Origin of the sequence: Clostridium sp. B9, assembly GCF_050509515.1 — a bacterium.
Classification (GTDB): domain Bacteria; phylum Bacillota; class Clostridia; order Clostridiales; family Clostridiaceae; genus Sarcina.
The window spans coordinates 3,685,001-3,710,382 of sequence record NZ_JBNWKA010000003.1; the positions used below are offsets into that span (position 1 = coordinate 3,685,001).

The 25,382-nt window shown below is 30.7% G+C and carries 22 protein-coding genes, 8 tRNA genes and 1 other annotated feature (1 of these 31 cut by a window edge); of the genes, 1 reads left to right on the forward strand and 29 read right to left on the reverse strand.

The genetic code is table 11. The features are described 5' to 3' along the window. Nucleotides 1–810 carry the 3' portion of a [FeFe] hydrogenase H-cluster radical SAM maturase HydE gene (gene hydE, locus ACQZHJ_RS16665; protein ID WP_430486606.1) on the forward strand. It extends 234 nt beyond the left edge of the window, so the window shows 810 of its 1,044 coding nt (coding positions 235–1,044); its start codon lies off the left edge, out of view; its stop codon occupies nt 808–810. A 153-nt stretch (nt 811–963) separates the two neighbouring features. Here the strand turns inward: hydE and ACQZHJ_RS16670 are convergent, their stop codons facing one another. From ACQZHJ_RS16670 to mazG, 29 genes are all read right to left on the reverse strand, one after another. After that, nucleotides 964–2,205 carry an NAD(P)-dependent oxidoreductase gene (locus ACQZHJ_RS16670; protein ID WP_430486607.1) on the reverse strand — a complete coding sequence of 414 codons (1,242 nt, stop codon included), beginning with the start codon at nt 2,203–2,205 and terminating at the stop codon, nt 964–966. A 95-nt stretch (nt 2,206–2,300) separates the two neighbouring features. Continuing rightward, complete coding sequence (locus ACQZHJ_RS16675; protein WP_430486910.1) at nt 2,301–3,170, reverse strand: S66 family peptidase; 870 nt, start codon at nt 3,168–3,170, stop codon at nt 2,301–2,303. Nucleotides 3,171–3,243: 73 nt separating this feature from the next. Further along, nucleotides 3,244–3,942, reverse strand: a complete 699-nt coding sequence (locus ACQZHJ_RS16680; RefSeq protein ID WP_430486608.1) for a hypothetical protein — start codon at nt 3,940–3,942, stop codon at nt 3,244–3,246. A gap of 214 nt (nt 3,943–4,156) precedes the next feature. Further along, a complete protein-coding gene (locus ACQZHJ_RS16685) occupies nt 4,157–5,275 on the reverse strand; it encodes a M20/M25/M40 family metallo-hydrolase (RefSeq protein WP_430486609.1) in 1,119 nt (372 codons plus the stop codon). A gap of 122 nt (nt 5,276–5,397) precedes the next feature. Then, nucleotides 5,398–6,801 (reverse strand): glycine--tRNA ligase, encoded by a 1,404-nt coding sequence (locus ACQZHJ_RS16690; protein ID WP_430486610.1) that lies wholly within the window; start codon nt 6,799–6,801, stop codon nt 5,398–5,400. Nucleotides 6,802–6,979: 178 nt separating this feature from the next. Beyond that, nucleotides 6,980–7,148: a binding site (T-box leader), on the reverse strand. A gap of 118 nt (nt 7,149–7,266) precedes the next feature. Then, nucleotides 7,267–7,341, reverse strand: a tRNA-Asn gene (locus ACQZHJ_RS16695). A gap of 190 nt (nt 7,342–7,531) precedes the next feature. Next, nucleotides 7,532–9,037 (reverse strand): lysine--tRNA ligase, encoded by a 1,506-nt coding sequence (gene lysS / locus ACQZHJ_RS16700; protein WP_430486611.1) that lies wholly within the window; start codon nt 9,035–9,037, stop codon nt 7,532–7,534. A gap of 24 nt (nt 9,038–9,061) precedes the next feature. Continuing rightward, complete coding sequence (greA, locus tag ACQZHJ_RS16705; protein ID WP_430486612.1) at nt 9,062–9,538, reverse strand: transcription elongation factor GreA; 477 nt, start codon at nt 9,536–9,538, stop codon at nt 9,062–9,064. 292 nt (nt 9,539–9,830) lie between these two features. Then, nucleotides 9,831–10,799: a tRNA dihydrouridine synthase DusB gene (dusB, locus tag ACQZHJ_RS16710; RefSeq protein WP_430486613.1), complete on the reverse strand. Its 969-nt coding sequence runs from the start codon at nt 10,797–10,799 to the stop codon at nt 9,831–9,833. Nucleotides 10,800–10,805: 6 nt separating this feature from the next. Further along, nucleotides 10,806–11,585 carry a type III pantothenate kinase gene (locus ACQZHJ_RS16715; protein ID WP_430486614.1) on the reverse strand — a complete coding sequence of 260 codons (780 nt, stop codon included), beginning with the start codon at nt 11,583–11,585 and terminating at the stop codon, nt 10,806–10,808. A gap of 202 nt (nt 11,586–11,787) precedes the next feature. Next, on the reverse strand, nt 11,788–13,458 hold the full coding sequence (locus ACQZHJ_RS16720) for a formate--tetrahydrofolate ligase (protein WP_430486615.1): 1,671 nt from the start codon (nt 13,456–13,458) through the stop codon (nt 11,788–11,790). Nucleotides 13,459–13,647: 189 nt separating this feature from the next. Further along, nucleotides 13,648–15,453, reverse strand: a complete 1,806-nt coding sequence (gene ftsH / locus ACQZHJ_RS16725; RefSeq protein ID WP_430486616.1) for an ATP-dependent zinc metalloprotease FtsH — start codon at nt 15,451–15,453, stop codon at nt 13,648–13,650. 74 nt (nt 15,454–15,527) lie between these two features. Further along, on the reverse strand, nt 15,528–16,079 hold the full coding sequence (hpt, locus tag ACQZHJ_RS16730) for a hypoxanthine phosphoribosyltransferase (RefSeq protein WP_430486617.1): 552 nt from the start codon (nt 16,077–16,079) through the stop codon (nt 15,528–15,530). 2 nt (nt 16,080–16,081) lie between these two features. After that, nucleotides 16,082–17,491: a tRNA lysidine(34) synthetase TilS gene (gene tilS / locus ACQZHJ_RS16735; protein ID WP_430486618.1), complete on the reverse strand. Its 1,410-nt coding sequence runs from the start codon at nt 17,489–17,491 to the stop codon at nt 16,082–16,084. A 216-nt stretch (nt 17,492–17,707) separates the two neighbouring features. Further along, nucleotides 17,708–20,098: a stage II sporulation protein E gene (gene spoIIE / locus ACQZHJ_RS16740; protein ID WP_430486619.1), complete on the reverse strand. Its 2,391-nt coding sequence runs from the start codon at nt 20,096–20,098 to the stop codon at nt 17,708–17,710. Between the two features lie 393 nt (nt 20,099–20,491). Beyond that, a tRNA-Leu gene (locus tag ACQZHJ_RS16745) sits at nt 20,492–20,580 on the reverse strand. Between the two features lie 17 nt (nt 20,581–20,597). Continuing rightward, nucleotides 20,598–20,674: transfer RNA gene (locus ACQZHJ_RS16750), tRNA-Met, on the reverse strand. A 3-nt stretch (nt 20,675–20,677) separates the two neighbouring features. Beyond that, nucleotides 20,678–20,753 (reverse strand) — tRNA-Met (locus ACQZHJ_RS16755). A gap of 5 nt (nt 20,754–20,758) precedes the next feature. Further along, a tRNA-Leu gene (locus ACQZHJ_RS16760) sits at nt 20,759–20,847 on the reverse strand. A 16-nt stretch (nt 20,848–20,863) separates the two neighbouring features. Further along, nucleotides 20,864–20,940: transfer RNA gene (locus tag ACQZHJ_RS16765), tRNA-Met, on the reverse strand. A gap of 3 nt (nt 20,941–20,943) precedes the next feature. After that, nucleotides 20,944–21,019, reverse strand: a tRNA-Met gene (locus ACQZHJ_RS16770). Nucleotides 21,020–21,024: 5 nt separating this feature from the next. Further along, nucleotides 21,025–21,113, reverse strand: a tRNA-Leu gene (locus tag ACQZHJ_RS16775). 240 nt (nt 21,114–21,353) lie between these two features. Continuing rightward, nucleotides 21,354–21,761, reverse strand: a complete 408-nt coding sequence (locus ACQZHJ_RS16780) for a S1 domain-containing RNA-binding protein (protein ID WP_430486620.1) — start codon at nt 21,759–21,761, stop codon at nt 21,354–21,356. A gap of 61 nt (nt 21,762–21,822) precedes the next feature. Further along, the gene (locus tag ACQZHJ_RS16785) at nt 21,823–22,143 is read right to left on the reverse strand and encodes an FtsB family cell division protein (protein ID WP_430486621.1); all 321 of its coding nucleotides are present in this window, start codon (nt 22,141–22,143) and stop codon (nt 21,823–21,825) included. A 96-nt stretch (nt 22,144–22,239) separates the two neighbouring features. Next, a complete protein-coding gene (gene yabQ, locus ACQZHJ_RS16790) occupies nt 22,240–22,614 on the reverse strand; it encodes a spore cortex biosynthesis protein YabQ (protein ID WP_430486622.1) in 375 nt (124 codons plus the stop codon). A gap of 16 nt (nt 22,615–22,630) precedes the next feature. Beyond that, nucleotides 22,631–22,930, reverse strand: a complete 300-nt coding sequence (yabP, locus tag ACQZHJ_RS16795) for a sporulation protein YabP (RefSeq protein ID WP_430486623.1) — start codon at nt 22,928–22,930, stop codon at nt 22,631–22,633. A 131-nt stretch (nt 22,931–23,061) separates the two neighbouring features. Beyond that, the gene (locus ACQZHJ_RS16800) at nt 23,062–23,322 is read right to left on the reverse strand and encodes an RNA-binding S4 domain-containing protein (protein WP_430486624.1); all 261 of its coding nucleotides are present in this window, start codon (nt 23,320–23,322) and stop codon (nt 23,062–23,064) included. Between the two features lie 116 nt (nt 23,323–23,438). Continuing rightward, nucleotides 23,439–23,714, reverse strand: a complete 276-nt coding sequence (locus tag ACQZHJ_RS16805) for an HU family DNA-binding protein (RefSeq protein ID WP_003450698.1) — start codon at nt 23,712–23,714, stop codon at nt 23,439–23,441. Between the two features lie 216 nt (nt 23,715–23,930). Next, nucleotides 23,931–25,382, reverse strand: coding sequence for a nucleoside triphosphate pyrophosphohydrolase (gene mazG / locus ACQZHJ_RS16810; RefSeq protein ID WP_430486625.1), 1,452 nt, complete (start codon nt 25,380–25,382; stop codon nt 23,931–23,933).

A 25,382-nucleotide genomic window follows, 5' to 3' on the forward strand; every position in this document is an offset into this window, starting at 1 on the left:
TATAGACTTACTCCTGAAGAAATCATGGACTTTGCTAACAAAGCTGTTGGTTATGGTTATAAAACTTTAGTTCTTCAAGGTGGAGAAGATGATTGGTTCACTGTTGATAGGTTAGTTCCCATAGTTAAACAAATTAAAGAATTAGGTGTAGCTTTAACTTTAAGTATTGGTGAAAGACCATTTGAAGAGTATAAAGCATTAAAGGAAGCTGGAGCTGATAGATTCTTATTAAGAATAGAAACTACAGATAAAGAGCTTTATGAAAAATTAGATCCAGGTATGAGTCATGATAATAGAATTGAATGTTTAAGAAACTTAAAGAAATTAGGATTCGAAACTGGAAGCGGATGTCTTGTAGGTCTTCCTGGACAAACTATAGAATCATTAGCTGATGATATTTTATTCTTCAAAGAACTTGATGTTGATATGAATGGTATTGGTCCATTTATACCAAATGAAGATACTCCTCTTGCTGATGCAGAAGGTGGGCAATTTGAATTAGCCTTAAAGGTAATGGCTATAGTTAGAATTCTTTTGCCTGATATAAATATTCCAGCTACAACTGCTATGGAAACTTTAAATAAACAAGGAAGAGTTATAGCACTTAAATGTGGAGCAAATGTAGTAATGCCTAATGTTACTGAAGGCGAATACAGAAAGCTTTATGCTTTATACCCTGGAAAAATATGTACTGGAGATACTCCTGCTCACTGTAGAGGCTGCATTTCAGGTAAAATCAGAGGAATCGGAAGAGTTGTTTCTGATGGACCTGGTTTTAGAGACAATGGATTCAAACCAAAAAACAGTTAGTAACGACTTAAAATTTATATAAAAAGTAATTAAGCTCTAGATTATTAGTAAATTAAAAATACTTACTAAATAATCTAGAGCTTCTTTTATTGTAAATCTATATTCTAATATTTAAGTATATAGTTATTTAAAACAAATATAAAAATTTATATACTAATTATTTTTACAGAATTCATCTATAGCCTCTGCTACCTTTTTACTATTAGCAACAGCTTCTACTACAGTCTTAGGTCCACTTACAACATCTCCTGAAGCAAATACCCCATTTACTGTTGTAATACCATTTTCATCCGTCTCTAATAATCCCCATTTATTTGTTGAAAGATCTTTACTTGTTGAAACTATGTTATCTCTTGGAGCTTGACTTATAGCAACTATTATTGAGTCACATTTAAATACATCTTCACTACCTTCTATACTTCTAAATGATACTCTTCCATCCTCTGAAGTAAGTCTTTCTGTTTTTATGTACTTAATCCCGTCTTCAAATATTTCAACTGGAGCCTTATAAAGTTCAAATTTAACCCCATCTTCTTTTGTCTCTTCTATTTCTACCTTTGTAGCAGGCATATCTTCAAAGCTTTTTCTATATAGAACATAAGTGTCTGCCCCATTTCTCTTAGCAGTTCTTGCTGCATCCATAGCTACGTTACCAGCTCCAATTATTACAACCTTCTCTCCAAGGTTGTATGATTTTGGTGCTTTTAAATAATCTATAGCATAATGAACATTACCTAAAGTTTCTCCTCTAACTCCTAAAGTTTTAGGATTCCACACACCTGTTGCTATAAATATAGCTTTATATCCATCATTTTTTAGCATATCTAAAGTTATGACTTGCCCAACTAAAGTATTGGGTCTAATCTTAACATTTAACTTAAGTAAAGCTTCTTCATATTTATCTATTAATTCTCTAGACAATCTAAAGTCAGGAATACCATATCTTAAAACTCCACCTATTTTATCATTTTCTTCAAAAATAGTTACTTGATATCCCTTTCTAGCTAAAATAAATGCTGCTGTTATTCCAGCTGGACCTCCACCAATTATAGCAATCTTATCTTCTAATTGATTTTCTTGCTTAAGATCTAATTTATCTAAAAACTCAGTTGATATTACTCTTTCAATTTCACTAAAGTTTACTGGTGTTTCTTTTATTCCTCTTATGCAATTACCTTTACATTGATTTTCGTGAGGACATACTATAGAACAAACTACTGATAATGGATTGTTTTCAAATAAAATCTTTCCTGCCTCTTCTAACTTATCTTCTTTAAATAGCCCTATTACTTCTGGAATAGGAGTGCTTATTGGACAATTTGCTTTACATCTTGGATTTTTACACATAAAGCATCTTAAAGCTTCTTCTTTTAAGTTTTGCTCATTTAATGTCATGATTTAATAACCCCCTGTTATCTTAACAACTTACATGAAAATTCTTTATTGTTTTCATAATATATTATCTTATCAAAATAATTTAATCAAGTCACTTATTTAAAACTTAAATACTTTCCAATAGGAATGCACTTAGCATCTGCTCCATGACCTAAATCTCCAGTTTTTATAATAGGAATCTTTCTTTCACCTAAAATATCTTTAACTAAATCAATAATACTAGGTGTGTATGCTTCTCTTTCCATCTCAGTAAATTCACCCAAAATTATTCCTTTAACTTCATCAAATGCTCCCATATTATTATATTGCGTTAGATAAGTTATCATCTTAGCAGTATTTCCACTAAAGCTCTCTAAAAATAATATTTTTCCTTTAAAACTTGGCATATATTTAGTTCCTGCAAGCTTTAAAAAGCATCTTATATTTCCACCTATAACTATTCCCTCAAGAGATTCCCCTCTTATCCAATTGTAGTCTATATTAAATAAATCATTTTTCCCTTTTAAGAAAGTATTTTTAAAATTATTTAATTGTTGTTCTTTATAAATACCGGCTAAATTCCTTAATTGATAATTATAAGTTTCTACTCCAGCTTGTGAGTATATGGAATTTAAAAGAACTGTTAAATCACTATATCCAAAGAAAGGCTTTGAATTATTTTTTATTAATTCAAAATCTAAAAATTCCAATACTTCATTTGCCAAATCTCCGCCTGAAACATCAAAAACCATTTTTATTTCATTATCTAAAAATAATTTTTCTAAAGCTTCTGCTCTCTCTTTTCCTGTACCACTAAAAAGATTATGTTTTTTAGCATATAAAGTTTCTGCTTCAACTATCTCTATATTTAAATTCTTTAAATCATCTCTTATTATTTCTATTATATCCTTATTTTTTCTACTCAAACCATTGGAACAACTTATTATTCCAATTTTATCTCCACTTTTTAAAAAGCTCTTCATAATAAACCTCCATAAAAATAAGTGTTATTATATATAATAACACTTAAAAATTTTAATGGAATAAATTTAATATTTATTAGTCCTCCATGTCATCATCATCATTGTCATCATCATCATTGTCATTATCATCTAAATCATTATCGTTATGGTCGTAAATATCGTCATCTGAATCATCATCCCAGTCGTCCTTATCATATAAATCATCTTGGTCATCATAGATATCATCGTCATATTTATTACCTGTATTATTGTTTAACTTATTACTTGAAGAACTTACTGAATTACTATTTGCATTGACTTTATTCCCAACTTTATTTTTAGATTTACTTTCATCTACATTATTTACTTTTGATGATTCACTAACAACTTTTTCTGACGCTAATTCTAAAGAAGCTAAACTAATAACACCTAATTTTTCTCCTACTTTCTTTTCTCTCTCTGTTTCAGATAAACCGTCCATTCCATCTATGCCAAAATACTCTTTTACCATCTTAGCTGAATCTTCATCAAATTCCTTTATATTAACAAATCCTAAATCCGCACCTATACTCTCTACAATCTTTTCTTCAGCCTCTTGAGTTAGATTACTCAACCCTAAAACTTCTGGCAAAGTCTCCTTTTTCACTTCTTCTATATTAGCCAATTCACTGTTTTCTACTTCACTGTTAACAAAACTATTTGCTCTAGTAGTTGTTTCTCCTGACATAGCTAAAAGTCCCATTCCTGCTCCACCAATTATTGAAGATACTAACAATCCTAACATTAATTTTTTCATTTCAAAATCCTCCTAAATAGAAATTCCCTATACTTAATTTTTTATTTTCTGAGTAATAATTTAAATTTATTTGAGTAATACTTTTTTCATTAACTAACTTACACTACTAAATACAAAGCTCTAATTCTATTTAGGGACCTTTTTAAATTTATTTTCTAAAAAATAAAAAAAGATGAAGAAATTTTTTCCTTCATCTTTTAAATAATTAAATTAACTACTTAGTTATGCTTTCTTTTATTAATTCAAGAACAACTTTTGATAATGTTTCTAAATCTTCAATCTTCATGTGCTCTTCTAAAGTATGAGGTTTTCTTTCTCCACTTGAAAGGTTAACTGCTTTTATTCCATTACAGTTGAATATATTTGTATCACTTCCACCACCTGAAGCTTTAGTAACGCCTTCTATTCCTAAGTTTTTGAAAGCTCTCTTAGCATGTAAAACTATATCATCATTATCATCTACAACAAATGGTCCATACATTCTATTTACTTGAATATCAATTTCTCCACCAAATTTCTCAGCAGAAGCTTTAAAAGTTTCTACCATGTGATTTGTTTGAACATCTAATTTTTCAGTAACTGTACTTCTTGCCTCCGCGTCTATAACAACTTCTGGACAAACTACATTATTGGCAACTCCACCTGATATTTTTCCTATGTTAGCAGTAGTATCTTCATCAACTCTTAAAAGTTTCATATTAGCAATAGCATCTGAAGCTATTTGAATTGCACTTATTCCAGACTCTGGTGAAACACCTGCATGAGCTGGTTTACCTTTTATAGTAACTTTTAAAGTATCATGAGCAGGTCCAATTGTAGTTATTAAACCTGGATCTCCACTTGTATCAAAAAGAAATCCTTTTTTTGCTTTTATTTTTGAGTAATCTAAATTTTTAGCTCCTAAAAGTCCAGTTTCTTCAGCTATTGTAAATACTATTTCTATATCAGCATGGTCTATGTTATTCTCTTTTATAACTCTCATAGCTTCAACGATAGCAGCTATTCCACCTTTATCATCTCCACCTAATATAGTTGTTCCATCACTATATATAAAACCGTCTTTTATTACTGGCTTTACTCCTTTACCAGGCTTAACAGTATCCATATGACATGCAAAAAGAATCGTTTCTCCTTCTACATTACCTTTTAATCTAGCTATTAAGTTTCCTGTATTTGAGCCAACTTTTTCTCCACTATTATCAAACTCAACTTCTAATCCAGCTTCAACTAAATCTTTTTCTAATCTTTTAGCAAACTCTGCTTCACTATAAGTTTCACTATCTATTTGTATATAATCTAAAAAACTATCTAAAACTCTTTTTTCATTTATCATATTATTAAGCCTCCCTTAAAGCATGCAATAAATTTTATCTAATTATACCATAAATGAACACTTGTCCATAATAACAAAACACGCAAAAAAAGACCTAGATTTTTAATCTAGGTCTTTAAAAACTAAAATTCTAAGCTTTTTTCTATTATAGCTCTTACGTCTTCTATTTTAACTCTTTGTTGTTCCATGTTATCTCTGTCTCTTACAGTTACACATCCATCTTCTAATGTATCGAAGTCAACTGTTATACAGAATGGAGTACCAATTTCGTCTTGTCTTCTATATCTCTTACCGATACTTCCAGTCTCATCATAGTCAACGTTGAAATGTTTGCTTAACTCAGCGTAAACTTCATCAGCTTTCTCTGATAATTTCTTAGAAAGTGGTAATATAGCAGCTTTGAACGGTGCTAAAGCTGGGTGTAAATGCATAACTGTTCTTACATCAACTTTTCCATTAGCTCCTTCTAATTCTTCTTCATCATAAGCTTCAACTAAGAATGCTAATGCAACTCTGTCAGCTCCTAATGATGGCTCGATAACGTATGGTACATATTTTTCATTTGTAGTTGGGTCTAAGTAAGTCATGTCTTGACCTGAATGCTCAGCATGCTTATTTAAGTCATAGTCTGTTCTATCAGCTATTCCCCATAATTCTCCCCATCCGAATGGGAATAAGTATTCTATATCTGAAGTAGCATTTGAGTAGAAGCTTAACTCTTCTTCTCCATGATCTCTCATTCTTATGTTATCTTTATTCATTCCTAAGTTTAATAGGAAGTTCCAACAGCTTTCTTTCCAGAAGTTAAACCACTCTAAGTCAGTTCCTGGCTTACAGAAGAATTCAAGTTCCATTTGTTCGAACTCTCTAGTTCTGAAAGTGAAGTTACCTGGAGTTATTTCATTTCTGAAAGATTTTCCTATTTGACCTATTCCAAATGGTACTTTCTTTCTAGTAGTTCTTTGAACTGATTTAAAGTTTACAAATATACCTTGAGCTGTCTCTGGTCTTAAATAAACTTCGTTCTTACTATCCTCAGTTATACCTTGGAAAGTTTTGAACATTAAGTTGAACTTTCTGATATCTGTGTAATTTAATTTTCCACACTTAGGACAAACTATGTTGTTCTTAGTTATGTAGTCCATTAATTCTTCATTAGTCCATCCATCAGCGTTAGCAACTTCTACTCCGCTTTCTGTCATATGGTCTTCAACTAGTTTATCAGCTCTGAATCTAGCTTTACACTCTTTACAATCCATTAGAGGATCTGAGAATCCACCAACGTGACCTGATGCAACCCAAACTTCTCTATTCATTAATATAGCTGAATCTAGTCCAACATTGTATTTGCTTTCTTGAACGAATTTCTTCCACCAAGCTTTTTTAACGTTATTTTTGAACTCAACTCCAAGTGGGCCGTAATCCCATGAGTTTGCAAGTCCACCATAAATTTCTGAACCTGGGAATATGAATCCTCTATTCTTACATAAGGCTACTATTTTATCCATAGTTTTTTCTACTGCCATTTTAATTACCTCCATTTATATTAAATAAATTATTTTTATTTATAGTAAATTCTTCTCTTTCAAAAAGAAATTTAGACTTTTCCGGTAGAATATTTCTAACAGACAATAATTCTGCTAGAAATACTTTAAAGATTAAAAGCACAAGGGCTTATATAAAATAAAAAAAGCTCTTCACATCCAAAGGGACGAAATTAAATTCCGCGGTTCCACCCTTTTTAGCAAAAGCTCATCTTTCTAAACAATTGTACTCAAAAGCTCCCTTCATCTTAAACCTTTAATAACTTTCACCAACCGTTATCTCTCTAAAAAAGAATTTTAAGATTACTCTTCTTCATCACAGTACATATTAAGTTATATTCTTAATTTTATCAAAACTAAATTATATGTCAATAAAAAAAGAATTTATAAACATATAAATTTTATATATTTATAAATTCTTTCTCATCTATTTTTGAGTAAAAAAAATGGCTCCTCGGAGAGGACTCGAACCTCCAACCTATCGGTTAACAGCCGAGTGCTCCACCATTGAGCTACCGAGGAACATTTACAATATTATTATAGCATACATCAAATAAAATACAATAGTTTTTTTATTATTTTTTTAAAAAATTTTGCGTGTTTTTCTTATCAAATTTATACTCAATTGTACATGCTTTATATCAATTTAAATTACTTATTTTAATTAAATAAAAATAGGAGTTTACATTGCGTAAACTCCTAATATAATAAACTATTTTTGTGGTTTCATTGTTGGGAATAATATAACGTCTCTGATTGATGATGAGTCTGTTAAGAACATTATCATTCTATCTATACCGATTCCTAATCCACCTGTTGGAGGCATACCAGTTTCTAAAGCACTCATGAATTCTTCATCTAACATGTATGCTTCATCATCTCCGTATTCTCTCTCTTGAGCTTGTTGCTCAAATCTTTCTCTTTGAACTATTGGATCGTTAAGCTCTGAGTATGCATTACATACCTCTCTACCATATACGAAACCTTCAAATCTCTCAGTGAACATTTCGTTTCCTCTTTTCTTTTTAGTAAGAGGTGAAATTTCTACTGGGTAATCTACTAAGAAAGTAGGTTGGATTAAGTGCTCTTCACCGTACTCTTCGAATAACATGTTTAGAACCTCACCTTTAGTAACTTTGTCTAATGGTTTAGGGAATTCTAAGTTTTTCTCTTTAGCTATAGCTTGAGCTTCTTCATCACTCTTAATTTCATTAAAGTCTACTCCAGCGAACTCTTTAACTGCATCAACCATAGTGATTCTTCTCCATGGTGGTGTGAAGTCTATTTCAGTTCCTTCGTACATAACTTTAGTTGTTCCATTTACTTTCTCACAAACGTAAGCAATCATGTTTTCCATGATTTCCATCATATCGTTGTAGTCAGCATATGCTTCGTATAACTCTATAGCAGTAAACTCTGGATTATGTCTTACTGAAACTCCTTCATTTCTGAAGTTTTTACCCATCTCATAAACTTTTTCAAATCCAGCTACTATTAATCTCTTTAAGTATAACTCTGTAGCAATTCTTAAATACATATCTATATTTAAAGCATTGTGGTGAGTTATGAAAGGTCTAGCCGCAGCTCCACCAGCGATTGGTGAAAGTATTGGTGTATCAACCTCTAAGAATCCTCTGTTATCTAAGAATTCTCTTATAGCTTTAACTATTTGAGATCTCTTAATGAAAGTATCCTTAACTTCTGGGTTTGTTATTATATCAACTTCTCTTTGTCTGTATCTTAAGTCTTGGTCTTTTAATCCATGCCATTTTTCTGGTAATGGTTTTAAAGATTTACAAGTTAATTCGAATGAAGTTACTTTTACTGAAACCTCACCCATTTTTGTTTTAAATACTTCTCCAGTTGCAGCAACCCAGTCACCTAAATCAAATGTTTTAAATTCTTTTAAAGCTTCTTCTCCAACATTATCAATTTTTATGAATAATTGAATTTTTCCAGCTAAATCAGCTAAGTCAGCGAATACAACTTTACCTTGACCTCTTTTTGACATAAGTCTTCCAGCAATTTTAACTTCTTTACCTTCTAACTCTTCAAAATTATCTTTTACATCAGCAGAAGAGTGTGTTCTCTCTACCTTGTATACATCAAATGGGTCCTTACCAGCTTCTTGTAATTCTACAAGTTTTTGTCTTCTTAACATCTCTTGTTCACTTAATTGAGCTTCTGCTTCGTGAATATTCATTTCCTCATTTGACATTTAAAAATCCCTCCATCTAATTATCTATCTTCTTATTCCAAGAACCTCGAACTTAGTAGTTCCTCCTGGTACTTCTATCTCTATAACATCTCCAACTTTTTTACCCATTAGACCTTCACCAACTGGTGATTCGTTTGATATCTTAAAGTTCATTGGATCTGCCTCTGCTGAACCAACGATTGAGTACTCAACTTCCTCATCAAAATCAAAGTCCATAACTTTAACAATTGATCCAACTGTTACTACATCTGTTGATATTTCTGATTCATCAACAACAACAGCATTCTTAAGCATATTCTCTAACTGAATTATTCTTCCTTCAGTGAAAGCTTGCTCGTTTTTAGCCTCATCATACTCTGAGTTCTCACTTAAGTCTCCGTATCCTAAAGCAACTTTTATCTTCTCAGTTATTTCTTTTCTTTTTACTGTTTTAAGATATTCTAATTCATCTTCTAATTTTTTAACACCTTCATATGTCATTATATGTTTCTTTTCGCTCATTTTCTTTCTCCCCTTTGAACATATTATTATAATATCATATTTAAACTTAACCTGTTAATATACAATTCATAAAAACTTTAAGATTATTAAAGCCTGATTATTCAAGTTATTATAATTCCTAAATTTTATTATGTCAAACCATATATTACATAAGATAGAATAGACTAAACAAAAAAGCATTATTTAGCTTTAATTCTCACCTTTATTTGTATAAATTAAACATCCAATATTTTGTTGATGCTTTATTATATCCAGTTATATACTCATTTATGATAAATATTATACTTATTTTTTACTTTAAGTACTCTTTATATTCTCTAAGAATCTCCATAACCTTATTTGGGTCTGCTTCTATATTTAATTTGTTCTTTATCTCAGTACAATTATTTAAACCTTTAATATACCAAGCTGTATGCTTTCTCATTTCTCTAACTGCCTTATGCTCTCCATCATACTTAAGAGCTAAATTATAATGTCTTATACACATATCTATCTTTTCACTTGGTGTTGGTATATAAACTTCTTCACCATTTAAATTCTGTACTATTTGCTTGAAAATCCACGGATTCCCCATGCTTCCCCTTGCAACCATAATTCCATCACAGTTAGTTTCATTCTTAAGTCTTAAAGCATCATCAGCGCTAAAAACATCCCCATTTCCTATAACAGGAACGTTTACTGATTCTTTTACTTGTCTAATTATATCCCAATTAGCCTTACCTTCATACATTTGAGCTCTAGTTCTTCCATGAATGGCTACAGCATCTGCTCCGGCCTCCTCCATGATTTTAGCAAACTCAACAGCATTTATATGTTCATCATCAAATCCCATTCTAAACTTAACAGTTACAGGTTTTGTTGCAACCTTCTTAATGCTATTTATAATTTGATAAGCAAGCTTTGGGTCTTTCATCAAGGCTGAGCCCTCACCATTTTTAACAATCTTAGGTGCTGGACATCCCATATTTACATCTATTATACATATATCATCATTTGTGTTAAAGTGTTTTTCTGTAACATAAGCCATTATTTCTGGATCATTTCCAAACATCTGGCATGATACAGGTTTCTCTTCATCAGCAATTCTCATTAATTCTTTTGTATTTTCACTTCCATAGTACAATGCCTTTGCACTAACCATCTCAGTGCAAACTATTCCTGCTCCCATTTCTTTGCATAATCCTCTAAAAGATATATCTGTTACTCCAGCCATAGGTGCTAAGAAAACATTATTTTCTAAAACTATGTTTGATATTTTCATTAGTTTCTACTCCTTGTTTTTTTCGTAAAGTACTTTAAGTCCTTCTAAAGTTAATTTACGGTCTACTTCATCAATTACATCCGTTTCGCTATAAACAAGTTTAGCTAACCCTCCTGTAGCCAATACAAATGGTTCCTTTTCTCCTAAGTCCATCATCTCTTTCTTCATACGTTTAACTATATATTCAACTTTTCCAATATATCCATATATTATTCCAGCCTGCATACTTGTAACTGTATTTTTACAAATTAAACTCTTAGGTTTTTCAAGCTCTATTCTTGGAAGCTTAGCTGCTCTCTCAAATAAAGCATCAGCTGATATTTGAATTCCTGGACATATGTTTCCACCTAAGTAATCACCCTTTTCAGTAATGGCACAGAATGTTGTAGCTGTACCAAAATCAATGATTATCATAGGCTTTTTATGTTTTTCAAGAGCTGCTACAGCGTTTACTATTCTATCTGCACCAACCTCTTTTGGATTATCATACTTTATGTTCATTCCAGTTTTTATTCCAGGTCCTACTACTATAGGCTCTTTACAGAAGCATTTTCTAACCATGTTCTCTAAAGAATGCATTATATTAGGAACTACTGAAGAAATGATTATTCCCTCAACCTCTTCTGGCTCTAACTTTGCTTGATTAAATAGTTGCATTACTTGTATTGAATATTCATCTGATGTTTTCTTAGAATCTGTAGATATTCTCCATGACGCTATATATTTATTATTATCATGAACCCCTAAAACTATATTCGTATTACCTACATCTATTAATAAAATCATGTGTTTTACACCACCTTAATATAATTAAAGACAGCTAATAAAGCTGCCCGGAAAATACCATGTACCCTTTATATAACAATATTAATTTTAACAACTACTATATATTTGTCAAGCAATTACAATTACTAGTTTTTGAATAAAAAAAGGCTTATATGACTAAATTTTAAATAGTGTCATATAAGCCTCAAAATTATCTAAACATTTAGAATAATCCTACTATTTCCCCATTATCCTTAATATCCATTCTATTAGCCGCTGGAACCTTTGGCAATCCTGGCATTGTCATAACATCTCCAGTTAGTACAACTATAAAGCCAGCACCATTTGAAACTCTAACTTCTTTAACTGTTATATCAAAGTTCTCTGGTCTTCCTAAAAGACTTGGATTGTCTGATAAAGAATATTGAGTTTTAGCCATACATATTGGAAGCTTATCTAAATTAAACTTCTCTATTTCAGCTATTTGCTTTAAAGCTTGAGGAGTATAGTTAACTCCTTTTCCACCATATATAGTCTGAACTATTTTTAAAACTTTATCTTTAATACTTTCTTCTGAGTCATAAATCATTTTGAAGTTTGAAGGTTCATTTTCTATTGTTTTTATAACTTTATTAGCTAGGTCTATTCCACCTTCTCCACCTTTTTCCCAAACTTCAGTTAAGCTTACTTCCACTCCAAGATTCTTGCAGAAGTCTTCTATAGCTTTAACTTCTTCATCTGAATCAGTTATGAATTTATTTATAGCAACAACCACTGGTACTCCATATGATTTTATATTTTCTATTTGCTTTTCTAAGTTCTCTATCCCTTTATTTAAAGCTTCTACATTAGAAACATTAAGTTCATCTTTCTTAACACCACCGTGATGCTTTAGAGCCCTTATAGTAGCTACTAGAACCACACAATCAGGGTTTAATCCGCCATACCTACACTTTATATCTAAGAATTTCTCTGCTCCTAAATCTGCCCCAAATCCAGCTTCAGTTATAGTTATATCACTCATTTTTAAAGCAGTCTTTGTTGCTATTATTGAGTTACATCCATGTGCAATATTAGCAAATGGTCCACCATGAATTATAGCTGGTGTATTTTCTAAAGTCTGAACTAAGTTTGGTTTTATAGCATCTTTCATAAGTAATGCCATAGCACCTTGAACCTCTAGCTCTCTAGCATAAACAGGCTCCCCAGCTAAATTATAGGCAACTAAAATATTACCCATTCTCTCTTTTAAATCCTCTAAATCATTAGCCATACATAAAATAGCCATTATCTCTGATGCAACAGTAATCATAAATCCATCTTCTCTTAAGAATCCATTTATCTTACCACCCATACCTACAACTATGCTTCTTAGCGCTCTATCATTCATATCCATAACTCTTTTAAATACAATTCTTCTTGAATCTATTCCTAGTTGATTTCCTTGATGAATATGATTATCTATAGCAGCACATAAAAGGTTATTTGCTGAAGTTATAGCATGCATATCTCCTGTGAAGTGTAAATTTATATCCTCCATTGGAACAACCTGTGAGTATCCACCACCAGCAGCTCCTCCTTTTATTCCAAATACAGGACCTAAAGAAGGTTCTCTTAAAGCTATTACAGTATTTTTTCCTATTCTGTTTAACGCTTGTCCTAAACCAACTGTAACTGTTGATTTTCCTTCTCCAGCAGGTGTTGGATTTATAGCTGTAACTAAAACAAGCTTACCGTCTTCATTATTCTCTAATCTATTTATAGCCTCTAATGATATCTTACACTTATACTTTCCGTAAAGTTCAATATCATCTTCACCTAATCCTATTTTCTTTGCAATGTTTACTATAGGTTCCATTTTTGCACTTTGTGCTATTTCAATATCATTCTTCATAATTCCGCACCTCATTCCAAACTAATATATTTAATATTATACCCATAATTCTCTAAAAAACAAAGAGTTTTATCGAACATTTTTAATCAAATTAGTTTCAATATTCGTATAATTATTATTACACTTAAGTCTTATAAGCATCTTACCATAAAAAAAAGAGACATTTAAATGTCTCTTTTAAAATTCTTACTAAGAATTTTTTACTATCTCCTGGAACTCTGCACCATCAATCTTCTCTTTCTCAAGTAAGACATCTGTTACAGCGTTTAATTTACTCATATTTTCAGATAATATTTTCTCTGCTCTTTCATAAGCTTCATCTATTAACTTTTTAATTTCTTTATCGATTTTAGCACTAGTCTGTTCACTTACGTTTCTACTCTTACCTAAATCTCTTCCTAAGAAGACTTCACCACCATCATCGCCCCCAAATGATATTGGACCAATCTCATCACTCATTCCGTATTCCATAACCATACTTCTTGCTATGTGACTTGCTCTATCTATATCATTTTTAGCTCCTGCACTTATATCTCCTATAACTAACTTCTCAGCTACTCTTCCGCCTAATAAGCCAACCATCTGATCTTTAAGTCCATTTCTTGATACATGAGTTCTATCTTCTTCTGGTAAGTTCATTGTATAACCTGCCGCCATTCCTCTTTGAATAATACTGATTTCATGAACTGGGTCACAATGTTCTAAGAGATTCATTACTACAGCATGACCTGACTCATGTACTGCAGTGATTCTTCTATCATATTCACTTACCACTCTACTCTTCTTCTCAGGACCTGCTATTACTCTAGTTATAGCCTCTTCCATGTCCTTCATATCTATGCTACTCTTACCTCTTCTAACAGCTAATAATGCAGCTTCATTTGTTAAGTTCTCTAAATCAGCACCACTGAAACCTGGTGTTATCTTAGCTAAAACTTTTAAATCAATATCTTCTGCTAAGTTCTTGTTTCTAGTATGAACTTTTAATACAGCTTCTCTTCCTCCAACATCTGGAGCTCCAACTAGTATTCTTCTATCGAATCTACCTGGTCTTAATAAAGCTGGGTCTAATATATCTGGTCTATTTGTAGCTGCTATCATGATAATTCCTTCATTAACACCGAAACCATCCATCTCAACAAGAAGTTGGTTTAATGTTTGCTCTCTTTCATCATGACCACCTCCAAGGCCTGCACCTCTTTGTCTACCTACAGCATCAATCTCGTCTATGAATATTATACATGGGGCATTCTTTTTAGCTTGCTCAAATAAGTCTCTTACTCTTGAAGCACCAACCCCAACAAACATTTCAACGAAATCTGACCCTGATATACTAAAGAAAGGAACTCCTGCCTCTCCTGCTATAGCTTTAGCAAGAAGCGTTTTACCTGTTCCTGGAGGTCCTACTAAAAGAACTCCCTTAGGTATTCTAGCACCCATTTCTATATATCTCTTTGGTTGTTTTAAGAAATCAACAATTTCTTCTAACTCACCTTTTTCTTCTTCAGCTCCGGCAACATCATTGAATGTAACCTTTTTCCCATCTAAATTTGCCATTTTAGCTTTGCTTTTACCAAAGTTCATAACTCCTCTATTTCCACCGCCACCTTGAGCTTGTTGTGAAAATATAAAGAAGGCAAAGAACATCATACCCATTATAAGTATTGTTGGTAAAATACTAACCCAGACTCCCATATTACTTGGTGGAGCATATTTAATTACAGTGCTAACACCTTCTGTACTTTGTAACATGTGGTCTACCATTTTATCTGAAGCATATGTCACAAATCTTTTTCCGTCTTTAAGAACACCTTCAACAGACATTTTATCTTCTTTTATCGTCATAGTTTCAATTTGATTACTTACAAACTTTTCTTGGAAATCACTATATGATATAACTTTCCCTTGTGTTCCACTTTTATAAAACGTGAAAGCTAACATAAGCACTAAAGCCAAAACCGCCACATAAGTAACCAGATTAGGTATTTTTTTCATATCTATGGCCCCCCTCTCTGACTATCATTTCTAAGAATTTTATCATAAGAATTCTTACTTTACAATATTTTCAATTATTTCTTATAGATTTCTTCTTTTAATGAACCTATAAAAGGTAAGTTTCTATACTTTTCAGCATAGTCAATTCCATATCCAACTATAAATTCATCTGGAACATCGAATCCTTTATATTTAGCATAAACATTTGAAGTTCTTCTAGCTTCTTTATCTAATAAAGCTACTATCTCAATACTTGCAGCTTTTCTAGCTTTTAAGTACTCTAAAAGGTAACTTAAAGTAGTTCCTGTATCAACTATGTCCTCAACTATAAGAACATGCTTGTTTTCAATATCACTATCTAAGTCTTTTAAGATTCTAACAACTCCTGAAGTTTGAGATGAATTACCATAGCTTGAAACAGCCATAAAGTCTAATTCACATGGAATAGTTATGTTTCTTGTAAGATCTGATGTAAATAAAACTGAACCTTTTAATATTCCTACAACTAATAGGTCTTTTCCTTGGTAATCATTGCTGATCTCTTCAGCCATTTCTTTTACACGTTTAGCTAATTGTTCCTCTGAATATAAAATCTCTTTAACGTCATCTCTTATGTCTTTTCTCATAATTAATTTTCCTTTCCTTTAAAAGTAATCTTAATCACCTTTTTAGTTTTATTTGTAACTTTAAATGTTTCACTAACATTAGATCCAACTATCCATGCTATTTCATTGTTAAATAACACTAAAGGAATAAAATCTCTCTCTTCTTTTGGAATTTTATTATTTATAAAAATATCTTTTAGTTTTTTGCTACTCTTCATTCCTAAAGGAATTATCTTATCCCCATTTTGTCTAAATCTAATATCTATACTGGAAATTTTATCATAATCAAAAGACTTTATAAATCTATCTTTTGAAAATTTTTCACCTTTTTTAAAATCTTCTACTATTAGTTCATAATTTCCTAAAATTTTGTCTTCTATTACAACTTTATTATTTTCATCTAATTCTTTTTTAATATTGCTTAAATTTAAAACTTTTTCTTCCTTAACTTTAACTTTCTCCACTAAAGTTATTCTTATCTTTCCATACTCATTAATGGCAATTACTCCATTAGTTATGTTTACTCTTTTACCTGTTCCTCTTCCTTTTAAGGAAATTATGTCATGTATATGCTTTAACTCAAAATTATTGTATTTAGCACTTACTTCAACTAATGCTTTTTTAATTATTCTTGTTAAAATAGCTTCTTTTTCCTCAAAAGCTTTTTCATCTATTACTATGCTCTTTCCTTCTTTTGAACATAGCTTAGGATACCTTTTTTCAACTTCTTCTTGAATAAACTCTACATCCTTACTACAACTATAGGCTAATCTATTTAATGTAGTTACTATATCTGGATTAAAGTTTTCTTGTATAAAAGGAATGGCTTTTAACCTTATTTTATTTCTAGAATATATTTCTTCTAAATTAGTTTCATCTATTCTTGGATTCAACTTATTTTCTTCACAATATTCCTCTATTTCATTTCTTCTTAACACTAAAATAGGTCTTATGAATATTTCATCTCTAACAGGTCTTATTCCTACTAGACCCTCTATCCCGGTTCCTCTTAAAGCTCTCATGATAAGTGTTTCTGCTTGATCATTAGCATTATGAGCTATGGCAATTTTATCTAAAGAGTATTTCTCTTTTAACTCTTCAAAGAAACTATATCTCTCTTCTCTTCCCGCCATTTCCGTGGAAATATTTCTTTCTTCACTTATTTTATTTATATCTACTCTTTTTACAAAGCATTTTATATTTAGTTTTTTACAAAGTTCTTCAACATATGCTTCATCACCTAAGGCACTCTCTCCTCGTAAGCAATGATTAACATGTGCTGCATACACCTCTATATGTAATAATTCTCTCAATTCACTTAAAATATGTAATAAACAAACTGAATCTGGTCCACCTGATAAAGCTACTAAAACCTTATCTCCACTCTGGATCATGGAGTTTTCTTTTATAAATTCTATAACTTTTTTCTTCATCTTAACTCACTCCACAAATATTATATTTTGCCTTAATATTATAACACATAAAAAAAGCCTTATGTTTTCAAAAAAGTTCGTGTATTTAACTTTACCTCTCTCAAACTACTCTCTTTTCTATTTATTTAAAAATAAAATAAGTGCTTAAAGAATATTAATATAAAATCTAACTGTAAATTCTCTAGATTTTATTTTTCCTTTAAGCACCCCTAAAATTTAATTTATTCCAAAAACTTTTGAAACAACAACTGTCATATCATCCTTAGCTTTACCACCACTTAGTTCCTTTGCCTTTTCTAAAATAGCAACTGATAAATCCTTAGGTTGTCTATACTTAGTAGCTTTTAAGAACTCTATTAACCAAGTTGTATCAAAACTACCATCTTTTCTAACATCCAAAATTCCATCACTTATATTTATTAGTATGTCTCCATTTCCAACCTTTTTTTCTACAGTATCTATATCTGGCTCTTCTAAAACTCCAAAAGGTAAAGTATTAGCATTTATAACTTCAACTTTATTTCCCCTTTTAATAAAACTCTCAATAGCTCCAACTTTCATAAACTTAACATTACCAGTATATAAATCAATTTTACTCATATCTAAAGTTGAGAACTTTTCATCTTCACTGAATTTTATACTCATTATTGCATTTACAGCATCTATTGCTATTTTTTCATCAAAGCCAACATCCATAAACTTTTCTATTATTTCAACGGAAACCTTACTTTCTAAGCCTGCTTCTGGTTCAGATCCCATTCCATCTGATATTACAGTTATATAATTTCCATCCTTAGTTCTACCATAAGAATAAGAATCTCCTGTAAACTTTTCTCCTTCTTTAGTAGCAACAGCTACATGAGAAGTAACATGATATTTAGGTGCTTCTTCAATAACTACTTCACACATATTATTCTTTGCATTTATATTGCAACCTTCACTTCCAATACTCATATTTTTGCCAATAGATTCACTTATTATAGGAAGAACTGTTTTTATACAATTTTGTGCTCCCATACAGTTTTCCATTTGCATTTTAACTTTTAGTCTTCCATTTCTATCGTTATAGCATATTAAATCACCAAACTTAATACCATATTTAAGAAGTGCTTTTCTTATATTTCTTTCAATATCAGTACATAAATGAAGTTCATTTCCAAATTCATCAACAATTTCTCCTATTGTTACTGACATATTATTTATATGGTTAGAAAGAATCTTTCTTCCTTCACCTAATCTACTTCTTAGAGTTTCATCAATCATATATATATTCATTGTATCTTCTAAATTTTTCATTAAAGCATATTTCTTAACACACTTTCTTTCTAACTCATGCGGAAATACTCCAGAGCTAGTTTCATAGTTGCTTATAAGCTCTGAAAAAGCATTGTATGTTTGATGAAGTTCTCTCTTCCAACACATATATCTCATATCACAGTCGCTACAAGTTCTGTCTGATAAATTCTCAACTAAAGCATTCCCTTTATTTTTTATAGATAACTTATCATTTCCTACTAAATTATTTAAAGACTTACCCATCATTCCTAAAACATCCGTAAAATCTTTTAGTCTATCAGTTAATTCATCTTTTATCTTATTAAATCTAGCTTCATTACAGAAATCAGCCTTCTTTTCTTTATTTATTTCTAAAGAAACCTTGTTATATACTTTTTTAGGAACAAACATAAATAATAATGTTCCTACTAAAACTTCAATAAATACGATATTATTAAATACCCCAGAGTATAAAGTTACTATAATAAATATTATGTTAAATGATAAAGCAGTTAATAGCTTACCTGATTCTCTAAATATTCCAGCTACCAAACCACAAGCTCCATATATGGCTATACTATCCATAAGATTTCCTGTAGTAAAACCAAGGATTATACCCATTGTGATTCCAGCACCTGCTCCCATATTAGTATCAGATATAAACGCTATACTAACAACAAATAATACTGCAACTATACTTCTAAAACTTACATCATATAAAGTTATATTTCCGATACCTACTACTAACAAACAAAGAAATAATTCAATACTAACTATTTCATCTATACTAAAAAAGTGTTGAGTATTTATTTCTTCTACGCATTTCAATGTATATTTAACAACATAATATATTGGATAAACTAAAGCTGTTACAGATATAGCACTAATTAAATTAAATATAATATCTAATTCCCCAATTAAAAATCCATAAATAAATAAAACTGAAAAGATCAAAGAAAAATTAACTATACTCTTTATCTTCTTACTAACTTTAGTTAAAGAAAAAATAGTTATCAACAATGCTGTTATTATGTAAGCTGGAAAATTTATAACCTTTTCAAACAAAGTAGTATATCCAACAATAACTCCTAAGCTAGAAACAATCAAATACTTTTTCTCATAGCTTGCAGTTGCAATTAAATATGCCAATCCAAAAGGAGCTAAACCCTTAATTATACCAAAAGTCATATCAAGATAAACTCTACTTATTAAAATCCCAGCTATAGTAGCCATTATTAATCCAATAGTAGATGCCTCTATTCTTATATTACTCTTTGTCCCTTCTGATTTTTTTACTCTCTTATAATTATCAATTTTAACTCCATATTGCATATTTATCCCCCTAACCTTCTATCTTTATCAACATTATAACAATTTCAAAAGGAAATATTTGTAAATTAGTGAGGTTAAATTTTATTTTTTTAGGACATTTTAAAACAAATCTTTCTATTATTTATATTTTATTTTTTAGTTTCTTTAATCCAATTACTAATTTCATAAGAACTAAGTTATTTTAAATAAATTTATTGTCTTTTAAAGAAGTTCTAAATTATACTTTTAATAATATTTTGTTGAACAAAGAATTTTTTTAATTTTATTTTTGGAAATAATTTAAGATTGAATTTTGAAATGCTTTTATGATTATTTATTTAAATAATTCTATTTTTATAATAAGAAATGTTTCATGTAAAAAATAAAAAACTCATCTTATTTAAGATGAGTTTTTGGTGCCGAAGACCGGAATCGAACCGGTACGGTGTGTTAGCACCGCAGGATTTTAAGTCCTGTGCGTCTGCCAGTTCCGCCACTTCGGCATATTATTAAATTTAAATGGTAGCGGGAACAAGATTCGAACTTGCGACCCTTCGGGTATGAACCGAATGCTCTAGCCAGCTGAGCTATCCCGCCATGTGGTTGCGGGGGCAGGACTTGAACCTACGACCTTCGGGTTATGAGCCCGACGAGCTACCAACTGCTCCACCCCGCGATATTTGGTGCCGAAGACCGGAATCGAACCGGTACGATGTGTTAGCATCGCAGGATTTTAAGTCCTGTGCGTCTGCCAGTTCCGCCACTTCGGCATATATTAAATTTAAATGGTAGCGGGAACAAGATTCGAACTTGCGACCCTTCGGGTATGAACCGAATGCTCTAGCCAGCTGAGCTATCCCGCCATGTGGTTGCGGGGGCAGGACTTGAACCTACGACCTTCGGGTTATGAGCCCGACGAGCTACCAACTGCTCCACCCCGCGATATTTGGTGCCGAAGACCGGAATCGAACCGGTACGATGTGTTAGCATCGCAGGATTTTAAGTCCTGTGCGTCTGCCAGTTCCGCCACTTCGGCATGTCTTGTTGGTGTGTTTCCCAACGACAAGATTTATTATACATAAGCCTGACAATACTGTCAACATATTTTTTAAAGTTTTTTTCAAAAAATATAATAAATATGCTAAACCCCCCATAAATACTGGGTTTTACTTTTCTAAAAAAACTAAAAAAACTTTTAATTCAACAATAATTTTAATAAGATTTTTCAAAAAAATAAAATCTCTTAGAAATTCTAAGAGATTTTTAAAGCATAGCTTTATATTGATTTTCTTTTTCTTTGCTTAACGTCTTGATGTTTCTTAACGTCTTGAAGTCTTTCTTCACTATCTTTTAAGAATCTTGACATTATATCCTCAAAGTTTTGTTTTGGCTTAACAGCCTTCTTTTCATTTTTCCAATCAAAATCTGCAGGTTTAACAGATTTCTTTTTTGGTGGCATAGCTTGCTTTATTGATAAGCTAATTTTGCCTTTATCATCAACTGATATTACTTTCACTTTTACTTTATCATCTTCTTTAAGATGTTCTCTTATATCTTTAACATAAGTATCCGCTACTTCAGATATATGAACTAAACCTGTTTTTCCTTCCACTTCAACAAACGCACCAAAGTTTGTGATGTTAATTATTCTACCCTCTAATATGTTTCCTGCCATTAAGGTCATGTTTAAAAGACTCCTCCTTAAATTTTTATAAATAAAATATATGTTATTTTTAATAATAACCTTATTTCTCTTGTTTGTTCTCTTGTTGACTAATACTTGCTTTATCTTGAGGTGAATCAGAGTTTGTGATTACTTTTTCACCCTCTTTAATCATACCTAATCTTTCTCTAGCCATTCTTTCTATGTATTGATCTGTTGAAGATTGGTTTACCTCATCTTGTAGCTTTTTATTTTTGCTTTCAAGCTCATTAAGTTGAGTTTGTTTAGCCTCTATTTCTTTTTGTATTTTATTCATTGTAATTTCTTGTCTAATATAGGATATACAGAATATAGCAATCAATATAATTATTACCACATTCTTCAAATTCATTCTTTTCTTCACACTTATAGCCCCCATACTAAAAATGGTATGATATAAGTCTATTGTAAACACTATTATACCTTAATTCAAGCAATTTTTCCCTCTTGCTTTACATTTTTAACTTGTAAATGTGTTTTTAAATAAATATCTAATGTTTTTGCATATTATTCTAACATACCTTAATAGTATAGCTAAAATTTTATGTTGTATGCTCCTGAAGTACTTGGATATACTTTTTAAATAAACTATCAATGTTAACACCATAAATACATAAACGTACATACCTAAAAAAGCATAATTAAACTTCAATAAGAAAATAAAAATAACCATACTAGACCATATCCAAAACAATACATCTTCTATAATTACTAAAACTTTATTTTTACATACCCCTCTTATCTCTCTATAAACATCAAATAAAAAACCTAATATTATTCCAGAGATTATTGCAAAAATAACAATTCTAAACTGAATATTTATATCTAAAAGCATAACTCCCACCTATTTACTATTTAAAAATTTTAGAAATTAAATTCCTTCCTCTCTTTACTTTATTCTTCTTATTTAAGTAATTAATATTACTTATATATCCACCTATTATTACCTCCCCGTTCTGAACATCCAATTTGTTCATTTTTAATCCTGATCCTTTTATCAATAAAGCCCCTAAATTAGTTTTTAAACTTATTTTTTCATCATCAAAGCTTATAACCTCGTTTACTCCTGTAAGTGATAGTAATTTTCTATTTTCTAAAGACATGCTACTGGTATTTTCTATTGGTTTACTTTCATTCTTTTTATCAAGCATAAGAAAAGCCTCCTATGTATAAAAATATTTATCCTACCTTATGCTTATTCAATTCTCCAAAAAAAAATGACTAATATAATTTTCAAATTATATTAGTCATACACTATTCATTAAAATTAAAAGGTTCATAATTACTCAGTATCTTCTTCGCCTTCTAATATTTCATACATTTCTTTAGCATTCTCTTTTCTAACATGTTCTGCTATATTAACTACTCTAGCTTTTAAAGTTCTATTACCGAATAGTATTTCTATTGTATCGCCTTCTTTGATATCATTTGAAGGTTTAGCTACTTTACCATTTATAATAACTCTTCCACTTTCACAAGCTTCTTTAGCAACAGTTCTTCTCTTTATTATTCTAGAAACTTTTAAATACTTATCTAATCTCATATTCAATCCTCCCTATTAAATCATTTATATAAATTTAAATTATCCAATATTGATAAAAAAGCCCGAGTAAGACTCGGGCTTTTTTAAAGTTAAATTAACACAACTTATTATATAAATTAAGCGTTAACTCTTTCTTTTAACTCTTTACCTGGCTTGAATACTGGAGCTATTGAAGCAGGTATTTTTATAACTTCTTTAGTTCTTGGGTTTCTTCCTTCTCTTTCAGCTCTTACTCTAGTTTCGAAAGTTCCGAATCCAACTAATTGAACTTTGTCTCCGTTCTCTAAAGTTTCGCTAACGCTTTCTATGAATGCTTTTAAAGCTAATTCAGCATCTTTTTTAGTTAAGTTGCTTTTTTCAGCCATGCTTGTTATTAATTCTGCTTTATTCACTTTTACATCCTCCTTAAAATTCCAGTTAATTTACTGCAATAATTGTTTACTAGTTATACAATTCAACTAGTATCAACTTATATTATCATAATATATATTTCTTCCTTTGTATAGTCAATACTTTCAATTTTTGCCCTAAAAATACTGATATTTTTGCATTTTTTAAAAAATTTATACTTTTTAGACCAATGTAAAACCATAAATTTCTAAAAACGCTTATTTTTCACTCTCTTTAGCTTTATCCCATAGTTTATCCATCTCGTCTAAAGTCATATCATTTAGATTCTTATTTTTCTTATTTGCCTCATTTTCTATGTAAGAAAATCTCTTTATAAATTTCTTAATAGTTTTATCTAAAGCTAATTCGCCATCAACCTCAAGGAATCTAGCAACATTTATGCATGCAAAAAGTAAGTCTCCAACTTCACCTTCTATTATTGACTTATCTTCTGAATTATAAACCTCTTTTATTTCCTCTAATTCTTCTCTAACCTTATCCATAGCACAATTTACATCATCCCAATCAAATCCAACCTTCTTAGCTTTCTTTTGAACCTTATAAGCTCTAGTCGTTGCTGGAAGTGACTTAGCTATAGCCTCCATCTCATCAGTTAAAGTTTCTATGCTCTTCTCTTTTTTCTTTATTTCATCCCAGTTAGCTACAACATCCTCTGAATTTTCAACTTCACTATTTGAAAATACATGTGGATGTCTATTAATCATCTTTCCAGATATAGCGTCTATTACATCCATTATGTCAAAATATCCATCTTCCTTACCAATTGAGGCATGGAATACAACTTGAAGTAAAACATCTCCTAATTCTTCTATTAAGGCATCCTCATCTTCATTCTCAATAGCATCAATTACCTCATAACACTCCTCTAATAGAGCACTCTTTAAGCTTTCATGAGTTTGCTCTCCATCCCATGGACATCCTTCTGGACTTCTTAATAATTCAATTATATCTAATAAGTCCTGGAAGTCTTTTTTATTATCTAAATCCTTTGGAATATATATTGAAGTTAGGTAATCTATATCTTCCTGCCAATCTAACTCATATAATTTTATTTTTCTAATACTTTCTAATCCTTCTACTCCAGCAGCTCTAACAAATATTATTTCAGTATCTTCTTTGTATCCCTCTAATAATCTTAATTTAACCTCTGAAGCAATAAAATTATTGTAAACCTGAGTTATTATAGTTCCTACTCTTTTATCTAAAATTTGATTCTTCATATCGAAAGCATCAACTATTTTTAATCCTTCTACAGGATCAACTTGTAATGCTTCCATCATAGCATCTACAAAACTAACAGCTGGTAATATTTCATAAGCTATTTCTTTTTCTTCGCATAAATCTATTAAATTTATTACAGATCTCTCAGCCACTAATGGATGTCCTGGAACTGCATAGATTAAATCCTCATCTTCTTTAACCTTTGTTATTACATCCTCTGCAATATACTTATAAACATCATCAAAACTATCATACATTTCATATGCATGATCATAAGATTCAAACTTGATTCCTTCCTCTTTTAAGAAATCAACAGTTGGATGTTTTTCAGTTCTAAAATAAATATTTTTATTGTTTTTTAGTTCTTTTAAAGCACCTATTGTTAAAGCTTCATAGGCACCTGGTCCTAAACCCATTATCTTAAGCAT

What these genes read in the sequence shown, in the direction of transcription:
- ACQZHJ_RS16670 (WP_430486607.1), bottom strand. Translation starts at nt 2,205, where the DNA reads ATGACATTAAATGAGCAAAACTTAAAAGAAGAAGCTTTAAGATGCTTT.
- ACQZHJ_RS16680 (WP_430486608.1), bottom strand. Translation starts at nt 3,942, where the DNA reads ATGAAAAAATTAATGTTAGGATTGTTAGTATCTTCAATAATTGGTGGA.
- ACQZHJ_RS16685 (WP_430486609.1), bottom strand. Translation starts at nt 5,275, where the DNA reads ATGATAAATGAAAAAAGAGTTTTAGATAGTTTTTTAGATTATATACAA.
- ACQZHJ_RS16690 (WP_430486610.1), bottom strand. Translation starts at nt 6,801, where the DNA reads ATGGCAGTAGAAAAAACTATGGATAAAATAGTAGCCTTATGTAAGAAT.
- lysS (WP_430486611.1), bottom strand. Translation starts at nt 9,037, where the DNA reads ATGTCAAATGAGGAAATGAATATTCACGAAGCAGAAGCTCAATTAAGT.
- greA (WP_430486612.1), bottom strand. Translation starts at nt 9,538, where the DNA reads ATGAGCGAAAAGAAACATATAATGACATATGAAGGTGTTAAAAAATTA.
- dusB (WP_430486613.1), bottom strand. Translation starts at nt 10,799, where the DNA reads ATGAAAATATCAAACATAGTTTTAGAAAATAATGTTTTCTTAGCACCT.
- ACQZHJ_RS16715 (WP_430486614.1), bottom strand. Translation starts at nt 11,585, where the DNA reads ATGATTTTATTAATAGATGTAGGTAATACGAATATAGTTTTAGGGGTT.
- ACQZHJ_RS16720 (WP_430486615.1), bottom strand. Translation starts at nt 13,458, where the DNA reads ATGAAGAATGATATTGAAATAGCACAAAGTGCAAAAATGGAACCTATA.
- ftsH (WP_430486616.1), bottom strand. Translation starts at nt 15,453, where the DNA reads ATGAAAAAAATACCTAATCTGGTTACTTATGTGGCGGTTTTGGCTTTA.
- hpt (WP_430486617.1), bottom strand. Translation starts at nt 16,079, where the DNA reads ATGAGAAAAGACATAAGAGATGACGTTAAAGAGATTTTATATTCAGAG.
- tilS (WP_430486618.1), bottom strand. Translation starts at nt 17,491, where the DNA reads ATGAAGAAAAAAGTTATAGAATTTATAAAAGAAAACTCCATGATCCAG.
- spoIIE (WP_430486619.1), bottom strand. Translation starts at nt 20,098, where the DNA reads ATGCAATATGGAGTTAAAATTGATAATTATAAGAGAGTAAAAAAATCA.
- ACQZHJ_RS16780 (WP_430486620.1), bottom strand. Translation starts at nt 21,761, where the DNA reads ATGACCTTAATGGCAGGAAACATATTAGAGGGTAGAATAATTAACATC.
- yabQ (WP_430486622.1), bottom strand. Translation starts at nt 22,614, where the DNA reads ATGCTTTTAGATATAAATATTCAGTTTAGAATTGTTATTTTTGCAATA.
- yabP (WP_430486623.1), bottom strand. Translation starts at nt 22,930, where the DNA reads ATGCTTGATAAAAAGAATGAAAGTAAACCAATAGAAAATACCAGTAGC.
- ACQZHJ_RS16800 (WP_430486624.1), bottom strand. Translation starts at nt 23,322, where the DNA reads ATGAGATTAGATAAGTATTTAAAAGTTTCTAGAATAATAAAGAGAAGA.
- mazG (WP_430486625.1), bottom strand. Translation starts at nt 25,382, where the DNA reads ATGCTTAAGATAATGGGTTTAGGACCAGGTGCCTATGAAGCTTTAACA.